The sequence below is a fragment of the Chitinophaga arvensicola genome (genome assembly GCF_900110835.1).
Lineage (GTDB): Bacteria > Bacteroidota > Bacteroidia > Chitinophagales > Chitinophagaceae > Chitinophaga > Chitinophaga arvensicola.
In genome coordinates this window covers 3082936-3103542 of record NZ_FOJG01000001.1, presented here as the reverse complement: position 1 = coordinate 3103542, position 20607 = coordinate 3082936, and the positions used below count along the sequence as shown (strand labels likewise).

General features: G+C 47.6%; 12 protein-coding genes. 6 read left to right on the top strand and 6 right to left on the bottom strand.

The window, feature by feature from the left end:
* Positions 1 to 101: 101 nt before the first annotated feature.
* Entirely contained in the window at positions 102 to 710 is a 609-nt protein-coding gene (locus BMW79_RS12855) for a redoxin domain-containing protein (RefSeq protein WP_089895299.1), read from the top strand.
* A gap of 74 nt (positions 711 to 784) precedes the next feature.
* Here the strand turns inward: BMW79_RS12855 and BMW79_RS12850 are convergent, their stop codons facing one another.
* Positions 785 to 3313 carry a M14 family metallopeptidase gene (locus tag BMW79_RS12850; RefSeq protein WP_089895297.1) on the bottom strand — a complete coding sequence of 843 codons (2529 nt, stop codon included), beginning with the start codon at positions 3311 to 3313 and terminating at the stop codon, positions 785 to 787.
* A gap of 233 nt (positions 3314 to 3546) precedes the next feature.
* On the opposite strand from BMW79_RS12850, the gene ggt reads away from it, so the two are divergent.
* Genes ggt through BMW79_RS12830 form a run of 4 tightly spaced genes read left to right on the top strand, consistent with a single transcriptional unit; the run spans position 3547 to position 7275 of the window.
* Positions 3547 to 5253, top strand: coding sequence for a gamma-glutamyltransferase (ggt, locus tag BMW79_RS12845; protein WP_089895295.1), 1707 nt, complete (start codon positions 3547 to 3549; stop codon positions 5251 to 5253).
* Positions 5254 to 5268: 15 nt separating this feature from the next.
* Positions 5269 to 5796 (top strand): DUF1572 family protein, encoded by a 528-nt coding sequence (locus BMW79_RS12840; RefSeq protein ID WP_089895293.1) that lies wholly within the window; start codon positions 5269 to 5271, stop codon positions 5794 to 5796.
* A 5-nt stretch (positions 5797 to 5801) separates the two neighbouring features.
* Positions 5802 to 6224, top strand: a complete 423-nt coding sequence (locus BMW79_RS12835; RefSeq protein WP_089895291.1) for a hypothetical protein — start codon at positions 5802 to 5804, stop codon at positions 6222 to 6224.
* Positions 6225 to 6228: 4 nt separating this feature from the next.
* On the top strand, positions 6229 to 7275 hold the full coding sequence (locus tag BMW79_RS12830; RefSeq protein ID WP_089895286.1) for an aminotransferase class I/II-fold pyridoxal phosphate-dependent enzyme: 1047 nt from the start codon (positions 6229 to 6231) through the stop codon (positions 7273 to 7275).
* Positions 7276 to 7325: 50 nt separating this feature from the next.
* On the opposite strand, the gene BMW79_RS12825 is transcribed toward BMW79_RS12830, so the two are convergent.
* The 4 genes from BMW79_RS12825 to BMW79_RS12810 are packed head-to-tail and all read right to left on the bottom strand — an operon-like array spanning position 7326 to position 13768.
* A complete protein-coding gene (locus BMW79_RS12825; RefSeq protein WP_177192148.1) occupies positions 7326 to 8315 on the bottom strand; it encodes a DUF5007 domain-containing protein in 990 nt (329 codons plus the stop codon).
* Between the two features lie 22 nt (positions 8316 to 8337).
* Positions 8338 to 9006: a hypothetical protein gene (locus BMW79_RS12820; RefSeq protein WP_089895281.1), complete on the bottom strand. Its 669-nt coding sequence runs from the start codon at positions 9004 to 9006 to the stop codon at positions 8338 to 8340.
* A gap of 28 nt (positions 9007 to 9034) precedes the next feature.
* Complete coding sequence (locus BMW79_RS12815; RefSeq protein ID WP_089895279.1) at positions 9035 to 10594, bottom strand: RagB/SusD family nutrient uptake outer membrane protein; 1560 nt, start codon at positions 10592 to 10594, stop codon at positions 9035 to 9037.
* Between the two features lie 18 nt (positions 10595 to 10612).
* Positions 10613 to 13768, bottom strand: a complete 3156-nt coding sequence (locus tag BMW79_RS12810; RefSeq protein WP_089895277.1) for a SusC/RagA family TonB-linked outer membrane protein — start codon at positions 13766 to 13768, stop codon at positions 10613 to 10615.
* Between the two features lie 687 nt (positions 13769 to 14455).
* Between BMW79_RS12810 and BMW79_RS12805 the strand changes: the two genes are divergently transcribed.
* The gene (locus BMW79_RS12805) at positions 14456 to 19246 is read left to right on the top strand and encodes a translocation/assembly module TamB domain-containing protein (protein WP_143059144.1); all 4791 of its coding nucleotides are present in this window, start codon (positions 14456 to 14458) and stop codon (positions 19244 to 19246) included.
* A 111-nt stretch (positions 19247 to 19357) separates the two neighbouring features.
* On the opposite strand, the gene BMW79_RS12800 is transcribed toward BMW79_RS12805, so the two are convergent.
* Entirely contained in the window at positions 19358 to 20560 is a 1203-nt protein-coding gene (locus BMW79_RS12800) for a bifunctional 3,4-dihydroxy-2-butanone-4-phosphate synthase/GTP cyclohydrolase II (protein ID WP_089895273.1), read from the bottom strand.
* Between the last annotated feature and the right edge of the window lie 47 nt (positions 20561 to 20607).

Genomic DNA, 20607 nt, shown 5'->3' with positions numbered 1-20607 from the left:
TTATAATTTTTCTATATATCTTCAACAATTATTTGCTCCCAAAAAAGCAAATACTACTGTCGCATTTACTATATTTAGTCAGGACCTGAAAACCGTCTGCTATGATTAAGTCCATTTTTTATTTATCCTGCTGTACTGCATTGTTTTCTTCGTTTCAACCCATCCGCGAAACACCGCTGGAACCCGGATCACTCTTACCTAAATCAGATGTTGTATGTAAAGATGTTTCCGGAAAAAACATCACCCTCAACGCCGCAAAAGGAGCCAACGGATTACTGGTCATCTTTGGCAGCAATGTTTGTCCTTATATGATCCGCAACCAGGAAAGATTACGGGATATATGCACCTACGCTGTCAAGAATAATATCGGCACTGTAATGGTCAATTCAAATGAAGCCCACCGTAACGACGCCGATTCATACGACGAGATGAAAAAGTACGCTGCCGATCAGCATTTCAGCTGGTACTACATTTACGATAAAAATTCTGTACTGGCCAACGCATTCGATGCTAATCACACACCGGAATGCTACCTGTTTGATAAAAACAGTAAGCTGACCTATAAGGGAGGAATTGATGATAGTCCGGGGAACATGGAAACAGTAAAAATACAACACCTGAGAAATGCCATCAATGAAATGCTGGCCGGGAAAACAGTTACGACCAACACTTCCAGCAGCCTGGGTTGTAATATAAAACGTAATTTATAACCGCTTTTTTATCCGGATATTTTGTTCCGGGAGATATGTACCGACACAAAATATCCGGATAAAAATCAATGCCCCTATTGTCCTACCAGGAAAACAGCATTACTGAACAACAGCTTGCCATTCTCCCAGAAACTTCTGAATAAAGGATTATCCGCCAGGATAACAATTTCTCCGTCGCCCATCTCTTTCACCCCAAACAACAACCCATCTTTTAATTGCTGACGGGTATCTGCACCTACAAAGCCACTCAGATAACTATCTTTCTTTAACACACCTACATTCCAGCCGCCATTCTCCATAAACTCGTACAGATTGGCGTCCTGTTTCAGGGTGTAATAAATACCTGCATAGCCAAAGGCCAGCGGATGTGTGGTATCCAGCTGTACTTTGTAAATCGCGCCTGGAATAAATTGTTTGATGCTCTCCCGCTCCCGGTTGGCATATGGTTTCAATGCTTCGTAAGGACGCGTGGAAACTGCTTTTTCTTTGGCTTCCTTATCCTCCTCTTCCTTCTTCAACTTAATGCCCCACTCGCCACCAGCCAGTTCAGCAGCCGCACTTTCCAGCGCAATCAGCCGGCCACCATTCTTCACCCATTCCTTTAATTTATCGGAAGCCGCTTTATCTGCCAGCATTTTATAATCGCCATCCGGTAAGATCAGCACATCTGTCTGATCCCAATCGATATCATCTGTATTTCGTTCATCCACCACCGTTATCGGAAAATCCAGCTGCTGCTCAAAGAAGTGCCATATTTCTCCCATGCCGAGCGAAGAAATACCCCTTCCGCCCAACAAGGTAACATGAGGCTTTTTAATGAACCGGATCTTGTCGGAGCCAAAGTCCATACCCTTATCTACAAAGCCGCTCGCAACTGCATCGAGAGAAATTTTAAACTGATTTGCCTGACTCGTAATGAAGCGGTCGAACTGATCGCCTTTCGCAGTATTACCTGCACGGGTAATAATCAGTGTACCTGCGGGAAAGTCTTTTCCGCCCACGCTGAACGGCGTTTCCGTAAAGCGCACTTTAATATCATTCTGTAATAAAGAGGACAGGAACTTTACGTCGCGTAAACTATTCCATTGCGCCAGATAAGCATATGGCTTCTGTGCAGACAAAGGTGTATTGTTCCGCACTGCCGGAGCATCTGCCGCAGGTGTGAGCGGCGCCTTTACAGCAAAGGAGGTTAAACCATAAGCGTAAGGCAATGCCCATGCGGTAATATCGTAAGTAACCGAATCTGTTAAGTGAGATACCGGCTCAAACAATACCCGCAGCATATTGGAATGCGGCTGAAATGCATTGATCACCAGGTCTTCTTTATCAATAGTAAACGTTTCTGTTTTGCCGGTGAAGTAATTGAAACCACTGGCACTGGCAGCATTGGAGCCAAAGCCAAAGGCAATATTGTTTTTACGCAACAGCTCTGCCAGGGAATTGAGTTTCTCTGTGTTACCACCCGCTTTTACCACATAAGACTTATACCCGCCCTGTGGATTTTTCTTTGCTGCTTCAAAATATTGCGTGTATTCGCTGATGATCTTTTCCGCCTGTTGAGATGCCACTTCTATGGTAGACATACTGGTAGTAAAGTGATGCGCAATACGATCTGTGAGCGTGAGCGTATCACCATCTTTCTTCAATACGGCCACGCCGGCACGTCCGCTGCCGCCTTGCTCGTAAGTCATGCCGATAGCACCGTTGTACATCGGGTAAGTATCACCATAACTCGGATAAAACAGGTCAAACCTTTCTTTGGTGAAATACAACCATCCCTGCTGATCAAAATATTTTGCGTTATTCCTGCCGATCAGCACCTGCAGCTGGCGCTGCCAGGGCGTAATAGCATCATGAAAAGGTTCTGCTGCGGGCGCAAAATAATAAGGCGCCTCTATTTCCTGTTCATGGAAATCTACGTGCAGCTGTGGCATCCACTGATTGTATTTCGCTACGCGTTGCTGTGATTCCTTTTGCGTTTGCCAGGCCCAGTCGCGGTTCAGATCAAAGTAATAATGGTTCGCCCTTCCGCCCGGCCATGGTTCGTTATGTTCCCTGGACCAGCGGTTTACATTAGGCTTTACACCACGGGTATTGTTGTAGAAGTTCACATATCTTTCGCGGCCATCGGGATTCAGACAGGGATCGATAATAACGACCGTATTCTTTAACCATTGCTGCGTTTGTGCATTGCCGTTATTCACCAGTTCATACAGCGCCTGCATGGCTGCTTCTGTGGAAACGGCCTCATTACCATGTACATTATAACTCAACCATACAATCACCGGCTGGCTCCCGTTGGCGCCGCCTTTTGCATTGGACATATCCAGGCTATGCTGGCGGATCTCTTCTATACGGGCCATATTTTCAGGAGAACCAACAATTGCCATAAGCAGCGGCCGGCCTTCATAAGTAGCGCCATACTGCTCCAGCTTCACATTTTTTGCGGTAGCAGCTACCTGTTTAAAATAATCTACCACCCTGTAATGTGGCGTAAACTGTGTTCCCAGGGGATAACCGAGAAACTGATCAGGTGTAGGTACCTGGGCGTTGGCGGCGAGAAAACCCAGCATAACCAAAGCCATTAATACAATTCTGCGCATAGAAAGCCTGCAATTTGATACGGTAAGTTAGGAATTGTTTTCCGGTTTATCGTACTGCCGGTACAGGTAGGTGAGTAAACCGGCTTTTCACTGTTAAACAGCCCGTTACGAGCAAAATGGCCACTACGGGCCGGCATAGGTATTTCATAGGGAAACGGAAATTATAATTTCCTTAAATTATTAAATTTCCTATAATTCCCGGCATATCTTAATTTCGATCCAAACAGATACCCATGCGTTTCCTGATTATGCTGGGGTTGACGGTATGCACTTTACAGACCGCCTGTGCCCAACAAACGATAAATGATTTACATCCCTACGACTATAGTATTGAGAAAGATATTAAAGTCCTTCATGGCGCCGTGGTATCTGCCCATCCGCTGGCCAGCCGTGTGGGCACTATCATCCTGTCGCAGGGTGGTAACGCTGTAGATGCCGCCATTGCCACACAGCTGGCACTGGCCGTGGTATATCCCGGCGCAGGCAACCTGGGTGGCGGCGGATTCCTGGTAGCGCACCTGAAAAATGGCCGCAATATCGCAATCGACTACCGCGAAACTGCTCCCGCCAAAGCTCACCGCGATATGTATCTCGATTCACTCGGCAATCCCATCACGCAGCTAAGCCTGGATGGCCACCTCGCTGCCGGTGTACCCGGTACCGTAGCCGGTTTGTTTGCTTCGATGAAATATGCGAAGCTTCCCTTCACCAAACTCATAGATCCAGCTATCCTGCTGGCAGACAAAGGATTCGTGATCACCGCCTCTGAAGCCGAAAACCTCAACAGGGACAAAGCGGATTTCGAACGGCTCAATACCGCTAAAACAGCCTTTATCCGTGACCAACCCTGGAAAGCGGGTGATACCCTGGTGCAGAAAGAACTGGCACATACCCTCACGCTTATACGTAATAAGGGAGCAGCCGGGTTTTACCAGGGAGAAACCGCCAACAACATCGTGGCTGAAATGAAACGCGGTAATGGCATCATGACCCTCCAGGATCTTAAAAACTACAAAGCAAAAGAAAGGACCGCCGTAGCGTTTAACTATAAAGGCTATACGATTGTTACCATGCCCCTGCCCTCCAGCGGCGGAATCTGCCTGCAACAGCTGATGGGAATGGTTGAACCCTATCCCATTTCACAATGGGGCTTCCAGTCGCCACAAGCCGTACAACTGATGGTAGAAGCTGAAAGACGGGCCTATGCCGACCGCGCAAAATTCCTGGGCGATCCTGACTTCGTTAAGGTACCCATCTCCCAACTGACAGATAAAAAATACCTGGCTGCCCGCATGCAGGATTTTACACCCGGTAAAGCAGGTTCCAGCGAAATTACCAAAGCCGGTACCTTACCGGAAAGCGAAGAAACTACCCACCTCAGCATCATTGATGCAGATGGGAACGCAGTAGCAGTCACCACTACCCTCAATGGCCATTACGGCAGCAAAACAGTGGTGGGCAAAGCAGGATTCCTGCTCAATAACGAAATGGACGACTTCAGCGTGAAACCCGGCGTACCCAATATGTACGGCCTGGTAGGCACCGAAGCCAATTCCATTGCACCTGCCAAACGGATGCTCAGCTCCATGACACCTACACTGGTGTTGCAGCAAAACCAGGTGCTCTATTCGCTCGGTACGCCGGGCGGCGCCACCATCATTACTTCTGTATTCCAGACATTGATCAATACACTCGAATTTGGCCTCTCTCCTTCAGAAGCCATCAACAAACCTAAATTCCACCACCAATGGCTGCCCGATGAAATTGCCGTGGAAAAAGATTTCCCCGACAGCACCATACAAGCCATCGAAGGAATGGGTTATAAAGTAGTGAAACGCGGCTCCATCGGCCACACGGAAATTATTAAAAGAGCGCCTGAAAGCCGCTTCCTGGAAGCATCCGGGGACAAACGCGGAGACGACAGCGCCGCAGGATATTAATTTAAACATATTGACATGGCTATTCAATCCATTTATTTACAAAGCGCCTTAAAACGGCTGGAAATACACCGGGAACTCGGACTTAAAACAATGCAACGTCTTAACATCGCGCAATTAAACTGGAATCCGGAAGGAGCCCCCAACAGCATTGCTATGATTGTAAAACACCTGCATGGAAATATGTTGTCGAGGTGGACCGACTTCCTCACCACCGACGGAGAAAAGCCGGGCCGCGACAGGGACCTCGAATTTGAAGAAAGCGACATCTCCGCCGAACAGCTGCTGCAACTCTGGGATGCCGGCTGGGATTGTATGCTGAACGCCATCCGCAGCCTGCAGGAAACAGACCTGGACCGCACCGTTTTTATCCGTAATGAACCACATATTGTGATCGATGCCATTAACCGGCAACTGGCACATGTGCCTTATCACGTGGGACAAATTGTGTTCCTCGGGAAAATGATCCTGAAAGACAACTGGGAAAGCCTGTCCATCCCGAAAGGAGGATCGGCAGCCTACAATAAAGCAAAAACAGGGAACTAATATTCATGAAAATACGACCTCTCTTTCCCGTTATCGCAGCCTTGCTCCTGATCACCGCTTGTCAGGGCAAAAAGAACAATGAACTGCTGATGAATAAAAAATGGCGGGTGTATGATGTGAAAATTCCACCGGAATCTCCCATCAGCAACACACAGTACATACAGGCACAGGACCTGAAAAAAGGCTACTACCGCGATGCCTATTACCAGTTCCTGGACAAGAACGTTTTTGTAGCTACCATTGCCGGCAGATCCGACACCGGGAAATACTTTATCCTGAGCAACGGCGCCATGATTTCTGTGACCGCTAAAAACGGCGACCGGAAAGTGGAAAACCTCGTCACCATCACCCGGTTAACAGAAGATTATTTCGACATGCAGGTTACTTCCACCGATTTCCAGTTTATCTTATGTACTAAGAAAGAATAAACTTATGTTGTACACCGATCATACACCTGGAAGAACAGTAACGCTGGATGGGCGCAGCTGCCTGTTCTTTTCGGGGTTTGCTTACCTCGGACTTCATCATCATCCCGTATTCAAAGCTACGCTGACAACCGGTATGGAGAAGTATGGCCTGCTTTTCCCTTCGTCCAGGGCGGCTAACTTACGTTTATCTATCTACGAAGAGATAGAGCATGCCCTTGGCAAGCATTTACAGCAACAGGCCGCCGCGGTTTTCTCCTCAGGTTACATGGCGGCACAGGCGGCAGTACAGTATGCACTCGCTACGCGGCAACCACTATACGCACCCGACGCGCATCCTTCTCTGTGGTACCAGCAGCCCGTGTTGCCGGCCATCAGCCGGGAAGAGTGGATCACGCAGACCATCGAAAAAGTAAATACCCATCCGGATGATCATTTCGTGATTATCACGGATACCGTGAATCCGCTGACCAGCACCATTCACCCTTTTCATTGGCTACAGGAACTACAGCGTAAAGTATTGGTAGTAGCAGACGATTCGCATGGTATCGGGATACTGGGCCCCACCGGGCAGGGCGCCATTCATTTCCTGCCGGAAGCTCCCACTGTCCGTTACCTGCTCACCGCCTCCCTCGCAAAGGCATACAGCCTGCAAGGCGGTGTAGTGGCCGGTCATGCCGCAGATATTATGGCATTGAAACGATCGCCCCTTTTTTCCGGCAGCACGCCCATGATGCCTGCTGCGGCTTACGCATGGCTGCAATCCGGTGAACTGATACAGAAAATGCAGCGCATCCTCCAGCAGAATATCGCGTATCTGTTACATTTAACCGCCAATACCGGGGTACATAATCCGCATGGACTACCCATGTTTATTCTGCCTTCCGGTACAGCACTTGTGCAGTACCTGCAAGACAGGGACCTCGTCATTTCCAGCTTCCCCTACCCGCTCCCGCACAGCGAACCGATAAACAGGGCCGTGGTATCCGCGCTGCATCTGCAGGAAGACGTGACCACCCTGCACCAGTTTCTCCGGGAATATGGCATAAAATAAAAAAGGATGGCCCATTGCGGACCATCCCCCCTATAGTGATATACTCTTTCTTATGGAGTAGTTTTAATTGTTTTCGGTAATCTCAGTTCCACTACATACACACCCGCTTTCATCAGGCGGAAAGCAAACAGCGGATTCACGCTGCCGATCTTACTGGTCAGGTTCTTATCTACCGACAGGAAGCTCGAAGGAATACGATAATACATCAGGTAGTTCCAGTTGGTACCACCGCTGGAATAGCGGCTCAACGGAAACGGCGCAATTTCAAAATTACAGATCATCGCTGTATCCGTGTATTCAATTGGATGGAACCTGGCGTAGTTCTCAAAAATAGGGCGGTCGCCACGTTTAATGATCTCTCCTTTCTTCGGATTAAATGGTTTACCATCTTTATCCGTAATCTTCAGGATTACAGAAGCACCGCTTTCACTGACACGTGTAACAGTCATTGAAGCAGCTCCCATGGGAACAGTAGCAGAACCATCGTCCGGGAAGAAGTTGCAACCGGTAGTCATTTCCGTTACCAGTGGCGGATCAATGGTGGTAAGCATCCCGATGTTTTTGTACACCTTCGAACCCGCCACGTTGGATACTTCAATATCATATTCATAGTCGATACCGAGTGGTAAACTGTCGGTAGCACCGTTAAATACAAACTGGCCACTGGTCAGGAATACAAACGGCTGCAGCTTTTTCAGCTCCCTTTTCTTATTTACCAGTTCAATGGTGGTATCTGTAGCCGGATCTACCGCCGCCGTATACACGTAAACAGGATATTCCTTAAAGAATTCATCCGCATGTTTCTTGTTGTCTATTCTCCGGATGTCCAGCAACTTCACAGTCATTGGTTGGGTAGTGCCATCCGCAAGAATTGCACTGGTTTTCTGGAAAGCATTACCACGTTGCACCTTGATCGGCGTATCAGGAATGTACAAACCATCACTCAAAAAACCTTCTTCTATTTTTTTACAACCGGTGATCAGCAGACCAAGCAGTACCGCCGCTCCCAGGTATTTCTTTACATTATATTTAACTGACATAGTGTTCGTTTTTTGAAAGTGATTATTTCCAGTAGAATACATGGTTGTTTTGTACTACGTGCAGCACACCTGTTTTAGTAATAATACCGGTCGTCTGCAACGTGTACTCCTTGTCCTTGTCTTCATCCGGGAATTCATCCGGACGTGGAACAGGATCGAGTCCGTGAATCACTTTTACAATCGCCATTAATTTTACACCTGCGGCAAATATGCCCCCAAAGCCACCGTTCACCAGTTTGAAGGCAAAGTCTTCGCCCACTTTGTTTTTGTATACCTGCGCATCCATGGAGAGATCTGTTCTCACAATCTTCCCCTGGAAAACATACGCCAGCAGCGAATCCCGCAGCTCAGGCGCTTTAAGGCTATCGATGGTATACTTGATGTTTTCATTGTTGGTAGCCGCCTGCAACGCCTTTGTACGACTGGCCAGGAACAGCTTGATAGAATAGTCTGTTGGCGCAGCAAAAGTGACATCGCTGTTGATGGTTTCCTTTAACCCTGCTTTATCTATCAGCAGGATCAGGGTATCGAAATCAGGATTGGCCTTCAGGTAGTCGTAAGTAGTGAGATCGGTGTGGTCATTGGCTACGCTGCCACCAATGAAATGATCATCCTTTTTGCAGGCAGCCAGTAATACGGTGAGCAGTAAGATGCCCCATCCTGCGCGTGTAAATATTTTGAGTTTGTTCATGTCGAATACTTTTTAAAAATTCAGAATGCTATTTCACTTTACCGAGCCAGAAAGCGTTCTGGGTCACCACGCTGTTGTTCAGGAACAGAACACGCCCTACCGGCCATTTCCAGCCACCCGCATTGAAACGGTCCTGTGGAAAAATACCACCGGCATTCATGTCCTGGTTGGTGAGGAACCCGGTGCGAACGAGATCATACCAGCGTTGTCCTTCTCCATACAATTCACGTGAACGCTCCAGGAAAGCTTCTTCTTTGATATCGGAAACATCTTCCGGCAGAATAGGATCGGCGTGTGCACGTACTCTTACCAGGTTGATATCTTTCAGCGCGGCGCCTATGTTTCCCTGGTCTGCATAGCCTTCTGCACGCAGTAAGAGTAAGTCTGCATACCGCATCAGGATGATGTTGGCATCTACTGCTGCATCGGTGAAGTTCCCCGGATTTTTATAGTTGATGTTTTCGCGGTTAGGCCCTGCGAACTTGCACATCATTACACTGTACTGATCATCAGCATCCAGGTTGGTAAAGTAATACTGGCGGCGAACATCTGTCGACTCCTCATCATACAGCATATTGATCAGGTCTGTATTGGGAGCGTCTATCTTGCTGTTCTTGTTGGTGATAAAAGGCGTTTTCAGGATATTGTAATAGAACCCTTTTTCAATCTGCTGTTCACCGTTAGCCACCTGCATATTGATTTCAAATACCCCTTCCTGTGATTTACCGTGGAAGATCTTTGGGTACATGGTGGCGTCCAGCAACTGGTACTGACCGCTTTTCTCTACAGAATCAACTGCTGCAATAGCATTGCTCACATCAGATACCACCTGACCCTTGTTCAGGAAGTTGCGCCACATGTAGGCGTGCGCCAGCAAGCCAAAAGCAGCGCCCCTGTTTGCCCGCACGGCTCTTTCACTACCATTTTTATATTCCCATGGCAACAGTCGGATCGCATTTTTCAGATCTGCGATACAGGTGTCCAGTACTGCCTTCTCACTGATTCTTGGCAGGTTTGGCGCATTCACCGGATCAGGATCATATTTGGTGACCAGCGGCACATCACCCCAGATACGCACCATGTACAGGTAACTGAAAGCACGCATAAAATAGGCTTCTCCCAGGTAACGGTTACGTGTTTTACCAGGTGCATCAGTGAACTGCGCATCCGGAATATTGGGAATATTATGTAACATGATATTCGCCTGGGTGATTACTTTATAGTAGGGCGTCCAGTCGTGATATGTCTCCAGATAAGAGCCCAGAAAATCGGCCGTGTTCAAACCATCACCGCCTTTTATAAGGAACCTTACATCATACTGGTTGTAATCAGAAAACTCAAAAGCAGGCAACGATCCATAGGCAAAGTGCGACATATTCTCGTTGTACTCTGTATTGGAGGTAAGCGCTTTACGTAACAGGGCATAACCGCCGGCCACTCCCTGCTCTGCATCCCGCTGGTTCTGCCAGAAAACAGAATTGTAGGGAGAGTTGATCGGGTCCTGGTCAAGGAGTTTTTTACAGGATACAAACGGTGATAACAACAGTCCTGCACCGAGTACCGTGAATATATTTTTCAGACAATTCATAGCGACTTCTTTTTTAAATTAAAAACCAACATTTATACCCAGGGTAAACTTCCGTGGAATGGGATAACCACCACCGGTATACGTACCTTTTTCATCCACTGCTTCTGCATCCGGCACACTGGACTTCTGGAACATCTTCACATTATCACACACGCCATAGATCTGGAGTTTGGAGAGTTTTAAATGTTCGAGAATTTTCGGGGAGAAGGTATAGGCCAGGTTGATATACTTGATACGCAGATAAGAACCATTGTCTACAAACGCAGAAGAAAACGGCAGGAACTGGTAGTAGTATTTGGTGCTGTAAGGAATTACTTCTGCATACTTGGCATTATCGCCCTCTTTATGCCAGCTATCGATGGAGTTGGGATCCACGGCGGCAATGGTAGCATAGTCGTTGGTGATAGCAGCCAGCCTGTCGGACATGTATTTATTGTAGATATCACGTTTAAGGGTAAACGTAGTATACACCTGTAAGCTCCACGGACCATAAGAGAAGGAGTTAGAGAAGCCACCGGTGCAGGCAGGATTGGGATTACCGGCGCGTACCTTGTCATTCCAGTCCCATACATCATAATCTCCGTTCTGGTCTTTCCAGATAAAATCACCTGGTTGTACCGTGTGGTTACCATTCCAGTAGGTCAGCTTTTCACCGGTGTAAGGGTTAAAAGGAATATCCTTGGCAGAGGAGTAAACACCTTCATTTTTGATCAGGTAAAACTCATTGATCGAACGCCCTTTGGTCAACACGTAAGTCATTTGCGTAGTATTATCCGGCACAATCAGGTCGCGGTTGCCATTGGGCAATGCCACGATCTGGTTTTTGATAAAAGACAGGATCAGGGAAGAGTTCCACTGGAACTTGCTGTTAGGCGGTGTGATACGGCCCTGGATAGTAAATTCCATACCGGTATTACGTACATCTACCGCATTGGTATTTACTTTTTCATATCCTGAAGTAGAAGGCAGCAACAGGTTGAATAACATCTTGGAAGTACCCCTGTTAAACGCGTCTACGGTCACATTCAGCCGGCCTTTGAAGAAACTCGCGTCCACACCGATGTTCGACTGGATCGCCTGTTCCCAGGTAAGTCCGTCCTGTGCCACGCCGTCTTTGAAGTTGGGCGTTACGGCATTCACACCATTATAGGTACCGGCAACGGAGCCGCCATAACCGCCCTGGTTAATGCTGTAGGTATTAAACTGCAGATAGTATTGAGACGGCAAGCTTCCGGTTACACCATAACTTCCACGGATCTTGAAATATTCCACCCATTGTTTCAGCGGCGCCATGAAAGGCTCTTCTGAAATATTCCATCCGGCGGATACAGAAGGGAAGTAACCCCATCTGCTGTTGCGGCCGAAGCGGGAAGAAGCATCTGCGCGGTAAGCAAAGGACAGGAGGTATTTTTCCTTGTAGTCATAGTTCACACGGGAGAAGAAAGACAACATACCGGCCGACTGATAATCAGAACCGGATACCAGGTTGCCATAAACATCTCTGTACTGCAAATAGTTCAGATCGTAGCCCTGTACCACTTTTACGTTATCGTTGCTCAACGCGCCACTACCGATGCCGGTATATTCGTTGCGGATATTGTTGATCGTATTACCTAACAGCACGTTTAAGTGATGATCTTTGGTAACCACATCCGTATTATAACTCAGGGTATTGTCGAGGTTCACATTTTCATAGCGCGATTTACTGCTCTGTGCATACGACAGGCCGGCGAGGTTCAGTTCTCCCGGCCGAAAAATATCGCGGCTGTTTACGCTGGACTGGATAGAGCCGATGGAAGCAAAACGCAGCTTTTTACTGATCTCATAGTTGAGGGTAAGACTGGCCGTAATGTCATCATTGATATTCCTGTCGCGGCCTGATTCCAGATCACCGGTAAAGTTCTTCCGGTCTATGTCTCCGATATTAAACAGGGAAGAAAGGTATTGTCCCTGTTGTAAGGGGATAACATCTTCACCAGGCGCCACACCTCTGCCACGTGATCTGTCGCCACGGCTCAAACGGAACAGGGAAGACACATTCAGACGGGAAGACATTTTCACCCCCATGGCCGCAGATACGGTGTAGCGCTTAAAGCCGGTACCACGGATGGTTCCGTCTTCATCGTAGTAGTTGCCGCTGATGCGGTAGTTGGTAGTTTCAGTAGCACCGGAAACAGACATATCATAGTTCTGGATTATACCGTTGCGGTAAAAGAGATCCTGCCAGTCGGTAGCTCCGTTGAAAGATGGATTCAGACTATCTGTTAACATGATGGGCAGTATGGTGTGCCATTGCTCGTCTGTTAAATTTTTCTTGAGATAATCCATCTTGAACCATCTTTCTTCTGCGCCTCCATATACTTTTTCAAACTTTGGCTGTTGGGTCAAACCTGCATAGGTTGATAAATTCACCTGTGGCTTTCCCAGCTTACCACGTTTGGTTTTCACGATCACTACGCCATTGGCGCCACGGGAGCCATAAATAGCAGCAGCGGACGCGTCTTTCAGGATGTCGATCGATTCAATGTCGTTGGGATTAAGACCGGCAATATAGTTGGTACCGGTATTGTCAAATGCGGCCGCATCATCCATGGATACCGGGATATCGTCGATTACAAAGAGCGGGGAGCTCAAAGTACGGGCGGCACTGGCATCCCGGCTGATAGCGGTATTTCCTCTCACTACGAATGATCCTCTTACGCCTGGCTCACCGGTAAAGTTCTGTACGTTCAAACCGGCTGCACGTCCTTGCAACAGCTGATCAAAACTTGGGGAAGGCAGGTTCTCGATTTCTTTTCCCTTTACGCTGGAAACGGCAGCAGTAACGGTTTTACGCCTTACTTCCTGGTAACCGATCACCACTACGTCTTTCAGACTTTTGGCATCCGGTTTCAGAGAAATGGTGTAGGATGTTTTGCCCGATAACGCTACTGTTTGCGTTTCAAAGCCTATAAATGAAATAGATAACTTATTGGAATTGCCTTTGAGGGTGAGGGTAAACTGGCCGTCCGGCGATGTTGCCGCGCCATTGTTGGTACCTACCTCTTTTACAGATACACCGGGTAGCGCCCCTCCCTTGTCATCCGTAACGGTACCTGAAATTTTTCGCTCCTGGGCCCATACCTGCAGGCATAGGAATCCCATTAGCGCTAATAATAGCAACTTTTTGTGCATAGATTCTGGTTTAATAAATTATTCTGGAATGATCAGGCTGATAGACTGAATGCCTAATAAAATTGGTTCACTGTGATTTAATCGTTGTTCCTGTTATTTGATGAATTGATAATTGATGATACTTCGTTGTTCGGTTGAATAAATAAATTGTTCCTGTTTGGTTGACTAATCTGTTTGGTTGAAAGAAATTGGTTCACTGAAAATGCTACTCACTTGCTCTTCACGGTAATGCTACCCCGTGCTACTTTTTCATTGTTCTGAACGAAATTTAGAAATGTTAAAGTTTTCCTAATAGCGCCGGCTCAATTCATGACAATTTCATGACTGATTTTTCCATGTCTGACCTTGCCAATTTTTCTTGTGCATATATTTGAAAATCAGCATAATACGATCTTTACATCAGCCACACTACTTAAAATAACACCATAAAATAACAATATAGCATCACTATATTATTACTCTCCCGACAATATCATGATAATCATAGTAAACCTGTTTTACCAATGCGGTGCTTATAACATATCACTCACGGCCACCTATATACGAAATCATTTCATCCACGTCTATCGACGGTTGAACCGGAAATCTATCTTATTTATCGGCTAAATGGCATTGACTGCCAACTATTAATTATTTTTGCCGGATAAACTTTGCCGCCTGAAAAAAGTACGGAAAATATCATCTGTCGTGTTACTATGTTTGTTAGGCCTTGTCATTCTGATTGGAATACTGGTAAACATCCCCGTGGTGCAGAATTTCCTCGTACATGAGGTAACCAGCCGGCTCTCGCAGCAGCTGAAAACACGCGTGGAAATTGACCACGTGACCTTCCGGCTGTTCAACAGCATGGAGCTGCAGGGAACACTCATAGAAGACCAGCATAAAGATACCCTGCTCTATGCAGGTAAGCTGCAGGTGCGTATTACCGACTGGTTCTTTTTTCAGGACAAACCGGTGATCAAGTTTGTAGGACTGGAAAATGCACAGGTAAACCTGCTGCGCTCCCGCAAAGATTCCGTGTGGAACTACGCATTTATTGAGGCCGCCTTTGGCTCTTCGGCCCCTGATACCAGCCATAAGCCTTCTTCCGGCATCTCGCTGGATCTGAAAAAAATTGATCTGAAAAACATCCGGCTCAACCAGGTAGACGCCTGGGTGGGTGAAGATATGCGGGCATACGCCAAACGCATCTACCTGGATGCCAAAAACCTGGACCTCCAGAAACATAACATCGATATTCAGGAACTTACCCTGACCGAGCCGAATTTTATTATCAGCAGTTATGCCTCTTCTCCCCTGCGTCGGCGCCGGGTAGCCAGTACCAACCACCCCGTACCGGACACGGGGCAGTTACAGCAGCTGCGATGGAATAATGCCAACTGGAAACTGATCGTAAAGGAACTCAATATCAAAAACGGCATTTTCGGGGTAGATAACCCCGACGACACCACGAAAATAGAAGACGGCTACTTTGCCCCCCATCATATCCGTTTCAATGAAATCAATCTCTCCCTCACCAATACCAGCCTGGTAAAGGACAGCGTGATCGGAGACCTGACCCTGCGCACCAAAGAACGCAGCGGCTTTGAAGTAAAAAAATTAACCAGCCGGTTTAAAATGTCGCCCGTGGAGATGGAGTTCTCGCAACTCGACCTCGAAACAAACCGCAGTCATATCGGCGATTACTATACCATGCAATACAGCGACATCAGTGATATGAGCGATTATATCAATGATGTGTTCATGCAGGCCCGGTTCAAAAACTGCCGCCTTTCTTCAGACGATATCGCCTTCTTTGCCCCGCCCCTGGCCTCCTGGAAAAAGGAAATTACCCTGAGCGGTAAAGCCAGAGGACCGGTAAGCAACCTGAAAGCATCCGAAATAGACCTTACCGCCGGCAGCACTACCCGTCTCAAAGGAAGCCTGGAGATGCGCGGTTTGCCCGATATCTTCGAAACATTCATCGACTTCCATACCGAAGAACTAGTCACCACCGGTAAAGATGTAATGCAGATCATGCCCATCGTAAAGGATATTGTGAGCACCGTGCGCATCGATCGGCTGAGCGCGATCCGCTTCCAGGGAAGCTATACCGGGTTCATTAACGACTTTGTGGCCTATGGCCAGTTCCAGACCAACCTCGGTAAACTGAATTCGGATCTTAACTTTAAAACCAGCCGCGATATACCGGTGTACTCCGGAAGTCTCAAGGCCACCAACTTCGATATCGGCAGTCTTTTCGACAACACCAACCTGTCCACCATCTCCATGGATGCCAAGGTAGACGGCGCCGGCTTTAATTTCAAGACGCTGAAAGCCAGTGTAGATGCCGATATACAGGAGATCTCCCTTTTAGGTTACAATTACCAGCACATCAAAACCAAAGGGGAAATGAGCCGGAAATTTTTCAACGGCTCCCTCACCGCCAATGATCCTAACCTGGATATGGATTTCGCCGGTACCATCGACTTTAACGCCGCCCTTCCGGAGTTTAAATTCAACTCCGAAATCCGTAAAGGCGACCTGAAAGCACTGCATATCACAGAAGATTCTGTAACCCTGCAAGCCAAACTGGACCTGAACTTCGTGGGCAGCAATATCGATAACTTCGACGGTACCGCCAGGATGTATGAAGTGTCTGTTTTCAAAGACAACCGCCGCCTGGAATTCGACTCCCTCTATGTATCGTCACACATGGTGGATAACCAGAAACTACTGGAATTTACCGGCAGTGAAATCGCCGGTTTTGTAAAAGGTCAGTACAGCTTCCTGCAACTGCCGGATGCATTTCAACTGCTCCTGAATAAATATTATCCGAGCTTTTTCCCGGCGCCACAGAACAGCGTCATTAACCAGGACTTTACCTTTGCCTTCAATCTCGGTGAAGTGGATAAACTGCTGAAAGGCTTTACCAACCAGTTCTCCGGCTTCGATGAAAGTAAAGTAACCGGCGCCCTGAATACGATGAATGGCGGCAACCTGGCCCTGAACATCCAGGTACCCGAAGCCGGCTATCAGCAATACCATGTACAGGATTTACAGATTAAGGGAGATGGTAACTTCAATAAAGTCAATATCAGTACGAGCATCGGCAAAGTCCTGTCCGGCAAAAATGTAATGCTCGAAAATCCACTGATACTGGCCAGTTCCGGACATGATACCTCGTTCGTAAAAGTAGACCTCGCAGCAGAAGACACCTCTTCCCTGGATGGCTTTTATGCCCGCATCATCACGGTGGCAGATGGTTTGAAGATCAACTTCCTCAACAGCGCCTTCACGGTAAACGAACGGCAATGGAATGTAACTCCCGGCAATGAAATCTACTGGAGCAAACACTTTCTCACGGTAAAAAATTTCAGGGTTACCCGCAACGACCAGAGCATTACCGTAGAAACCAATGAATATAATCCGGACGAATCGAAGTTCATTGTTACACTCAAGAACCTCAACCTGGCGGATGTTATTCCTTCCCAGCTCATTACCACACGCATTGAAGGGATTACAGACGGCACCATCAATATTGCAGATCCTACCCAGAACCTGGATATCAATACCGCCCTGAGAACAAGACAGCTGCGTATCGACAATGACTCTATCGGCATCTTAAATGTAGATGGCACCTATCACCACCGCACCGGTATCGCTACCTTCAATGTGCAATCCGACAACGAAGGGAAAGCATTCCTTGCACAGGGCAGAATCGGGTTTTCAGCAGCCGATAACGGCATTGATGCCAGCGTGAAACTGAATGGCACCTCTATCAGCCTGCTGAATAAATACCTGGCCGGTTATGTATCCAATCTAACCGGTACCGTTACCGGTACTTTAAATGTAGTAGGCAGCACGCAGCAACCTTCTGTGAAGGGTACGCTATCACTCGATACGGTGGGCGTTACCGTCGATTACCTGGGTACCCACTACCGGATTCCCAAACTGAACATCAATGTAGATGACAACCTGATCGAATTCGGCAACTTTGTGCTGATAGATAAATACAACACCAAAGGCACTGCCAGCGGCTATATCAGCCACGATCACTTCGATAAAATGAACTTCGACTTCGACGTTACCGGCCGTGGGTTCCTTTTCCTCAATACCGCCGCCACCGACAATGATCTCTTCTATGGCGACGTGCTCGCCGATGGTAAAGTGTACTTCTCCGGCCCCATCAATGATATGCAGATGCATATCCTGGCCCGCCCCATCAAAGGCACCCACTTCTACCTGCCCATGTCCGACAGTAAGGATATCGGTAAATACGATTACATCACTTTCAAAACATATGGTACTGAAATCGCTGAGAAGAAGAAGAAAAAGGATAATACCAAACTGACCGTAAAGCTGGATATCGCCGCCAACCCGGATGCGCAGATCGATGTGATCCTGGATGCCACCACCGGCGATATTATTTCCGCCAATGGTACCGGTAACCTCCAGATAACCGTGAATACGGAAGGCGACTTTACCATGTTTGGTAACTATGAAATCAACAACGGATCCTATAATTTCACTTTCCAGCGGCTTACCAGCTGGAAATTCGATATAGAAAAGAACAGTACCATTACCTGGAACGGCGATCCGTCGGAAGCCCGGGTAAATATTATGGCCAAATACTCCCTGCCAAAGGTGAGTTTATATAACCTGGTAGGCCAGGGTACCAATATCAGCACGGATAAACTCGCCACCCGTACCGAAAAAGTGGATGTAGAGATCAATCTCCGTGGCGCCCTGCTGAAACCGGATATTACCTACTCGATCCAGTTGCCCGAAGTGGGCAGCCTCGCATATGAAAGTGGTGTAGCCGCTCACCTGAAAGAAATCAACAACGACCAGAACAAGGCACTGTTTCAGGTATGGGGACTGCTGTTCTCCAACCAGTTCCTGCCGGATGATGCTACCACCACAGCAGCCGCCAATGTAGGTATCACCGGTAAAAACAGTGTGGGACAAGCGTTATCCGCCCAGGCCCAGGCCATTCTGAACAATATTACCGGTGTACTGCTGAAAGGAAGCGGGATCGGTGTGAATGTGAACTACCGCGCCTATAACGTGGGCGGACCACAGGACAACTCTTCGGTAGACCGTAACCAGGTAAGTGCCGGTATCACCAGCAACCTGTTTAATAACCGTTTCCGCCTGTATGCCGGAGGCGATTACGACTGGGGTAAAACAGCCACCTCTGCCAATACCAACCGTTTTGCGGGCGACTTCCGCATTGAATACCTCCTGACGCCGGATGGACGCTTCCGTATCAATGCATTCAGTAAAACAGATTACGACGTATATAACCTCAACAACCGTACGAAATCAGGGGTGGGTATTTCTTATATCAGGGAATATAACCGTTTCAGTGAATTGTTCAACGACAGCCGCCGCAGGCGTACCCCGCTGATGGATTCTCTCCGCAGGGCAGCAGCACTCAAACAGGAGCAGGAAGATTCTACCAAAGTAAAAACTGATACAACAGCCATTCACTAAAACAGCAAAGGGAGCAAATCTGCTGTTAAGCAGACTTACTCCCTTGTGTGGTTTATTTTACAGGAAGTTCTATCCATTCCTGCCTTACGCGGGCTCTGTATAGACGCCGAATTATCCTTTCAAAATATCGTGACCCAATTTATCTCTCTTGGTTCTTAAGTAGTTTTCGTTGTGCGGGTTCGGGTGAATCTCGATCGGCACATTTTCCACCACTTCCAGGCCGTATCCATTCAAACCTGCGCGTTTACGCGGGTTGTTGGTGATCAGCCGCAATTTGCAGATACCGAGGTGACGGAGGATCTGGGCGCCAACGCCATAATCACGTTCATCCATTTTAAAACCCAGTTCCAGGTTGGCTTCTACGGTATCCATGCCTTCTTCCTGCAGCTTGTAGGCTTTCAGTTTGTTCATGAGACCGATACCTCTTCCTTCCTGGTTCATATATAATATGAGTCCCTTTCCTTCTTTTTCTACCATCTGCATGGCGGCATGCAGTTGTTCGCCACAGTCGCAACGCAAAGAATGGAGAATGTCTCCTGTCACGCAGGATGAATGTACCCTTACCAGTACCGGTTCATCCTTTTCCCAGTGGCCTTTTTTCAATGCCATGTGAATTTCACCGGAATTGATCTGTTTAAAGGCGATCAGTTCGAAGTTACCATATTTGGTAGGCATCTGTACTTTCACCCCTTCCTCGATCAGCGTTTCAGTGCTGAGGAGATAAGCGATGAGGTCTTTGATGGAGATCAGTTTCAGGTCGAACTTCGTGGCTATTTCGCGCAGTTCCGGCAAACGGGCCATGGAACCGTCTTCATTCATAATCTCTACCAGTACGCCGGCAGGTTCGAATCCTGCGAGACGGGCCAGATCGATGGTGGCTTCCGTATGGCCGGAACGACGTAATACGCCGCCGGTTTTAGCTTTCAGCGGAAATATGTGACCGGGTTTACCCAGATGTTCCGGTTTGGTGTTGGGATCAATAAGCGCCTGTATGGTTTTGGCTCTGTCGTGTGCAGAGATACCGGTAGTGCAACCATGTCCCAGCAGATCTACAGAAACGGTGAACGGGGTTTGGTGCAGGGCGGTGTTGTCACGCACCATGAGTTCCAGTCCCAGTTCTTCGCAACGCTCTTCTACCAGCGGTGCACAGATAAGCCCACGGCCGTGGGTACTCATAAAATTGATGATTTCCGGTGTTACATTTCGTGCTGCCGTAATAAAATCACCTTCATTTTCACGGTCCTCGTCATCTACTACGATCACCAGTTTACCGTTTTTTATATCTTCTATTGCTGCTTCTATTTTATCTAACATATATATACTCCCTCCGGGTCAGTAATGTTGAATTGCGCAAAGTTACG

Bases quoted from the DNA above. Each gene is read 5' to 3' on its own strand.
- BMW79_RS12855 (WP_089895299.1), top strand. From the start codon at position 102: ATGATTAAGTCCATTTTTTATTTATCCTGCTGTACTGCATTGTTTTCT.
- BMW79_RS12850 (WP_089895297.1), bottom strand. From the start codon at position 3,313: ATGCGCAGAATTGTATTAATGGCTTTGGTTATGCTGGGTTTTCTCGCC.
- ggt (WP_089895295.1), top strand. From the start codon at position 3,547: ATGCGTTTCCTGATTATGCTGGGGTTGACGGTATGCACTTTACAGACC.
- BMW79_RS12840 (WP_089895293.1), top strand. From the start codon at position 5,269: ATGGCTATTCAATCCATTTATTTACAAAGCGCCTTAAAACGGCTGGAA.
- BMW79_RS12835 (WP_089895291.1), top strand. From the start codon at position 5,802: ATGAAAATACGACCTCTCTTTCCCGTTATCGCAGCCTTGCTCCTGATC.
- BMW79_RS12830 (WP_089895286.1), top strand. From the start codon at position 6,229: ATGTTGTACACCGATCATACACCTGGAAGAACAGTAACGCTGGATGGG.
- BMW79_RS12825 (WP_177192148.1), bottom strand. From the start codon at position 8,315: ATGTCAGTTAAATATAATGTAAAGAAATACCTGGGAGCGGCGGTACTG.
- BMW79_RS12820 (WP_089895281.1), bottom strand. From the start codon at position 9,006: ATGAACAAACTCAAAATATTTACACGCGCAGGATGGGGCATCTTACTG.
- BMW79_RS12815 (WP_089895279.1), bottom strand. From the start codon at position 10,594: ATGAATTGTCTGAAAAATATATTCACGGTACTCGGTGCAGGACTGTTG.
- BMW79_RS12810 (WP_089895277.1), bottom strand. From the start codon at position 13,768: ATGCACAAAAAGTTGCTATTATTAGCGCTAATGGGATTCCTATGCCTG.
- BMW79_RS12800 (WP_089895273.1), bottom strand. From the start codon at position 20,560: ATGTTAGATAAAATAGAAGCAGCAATAGAAGATATAAAAAACGGTAAA.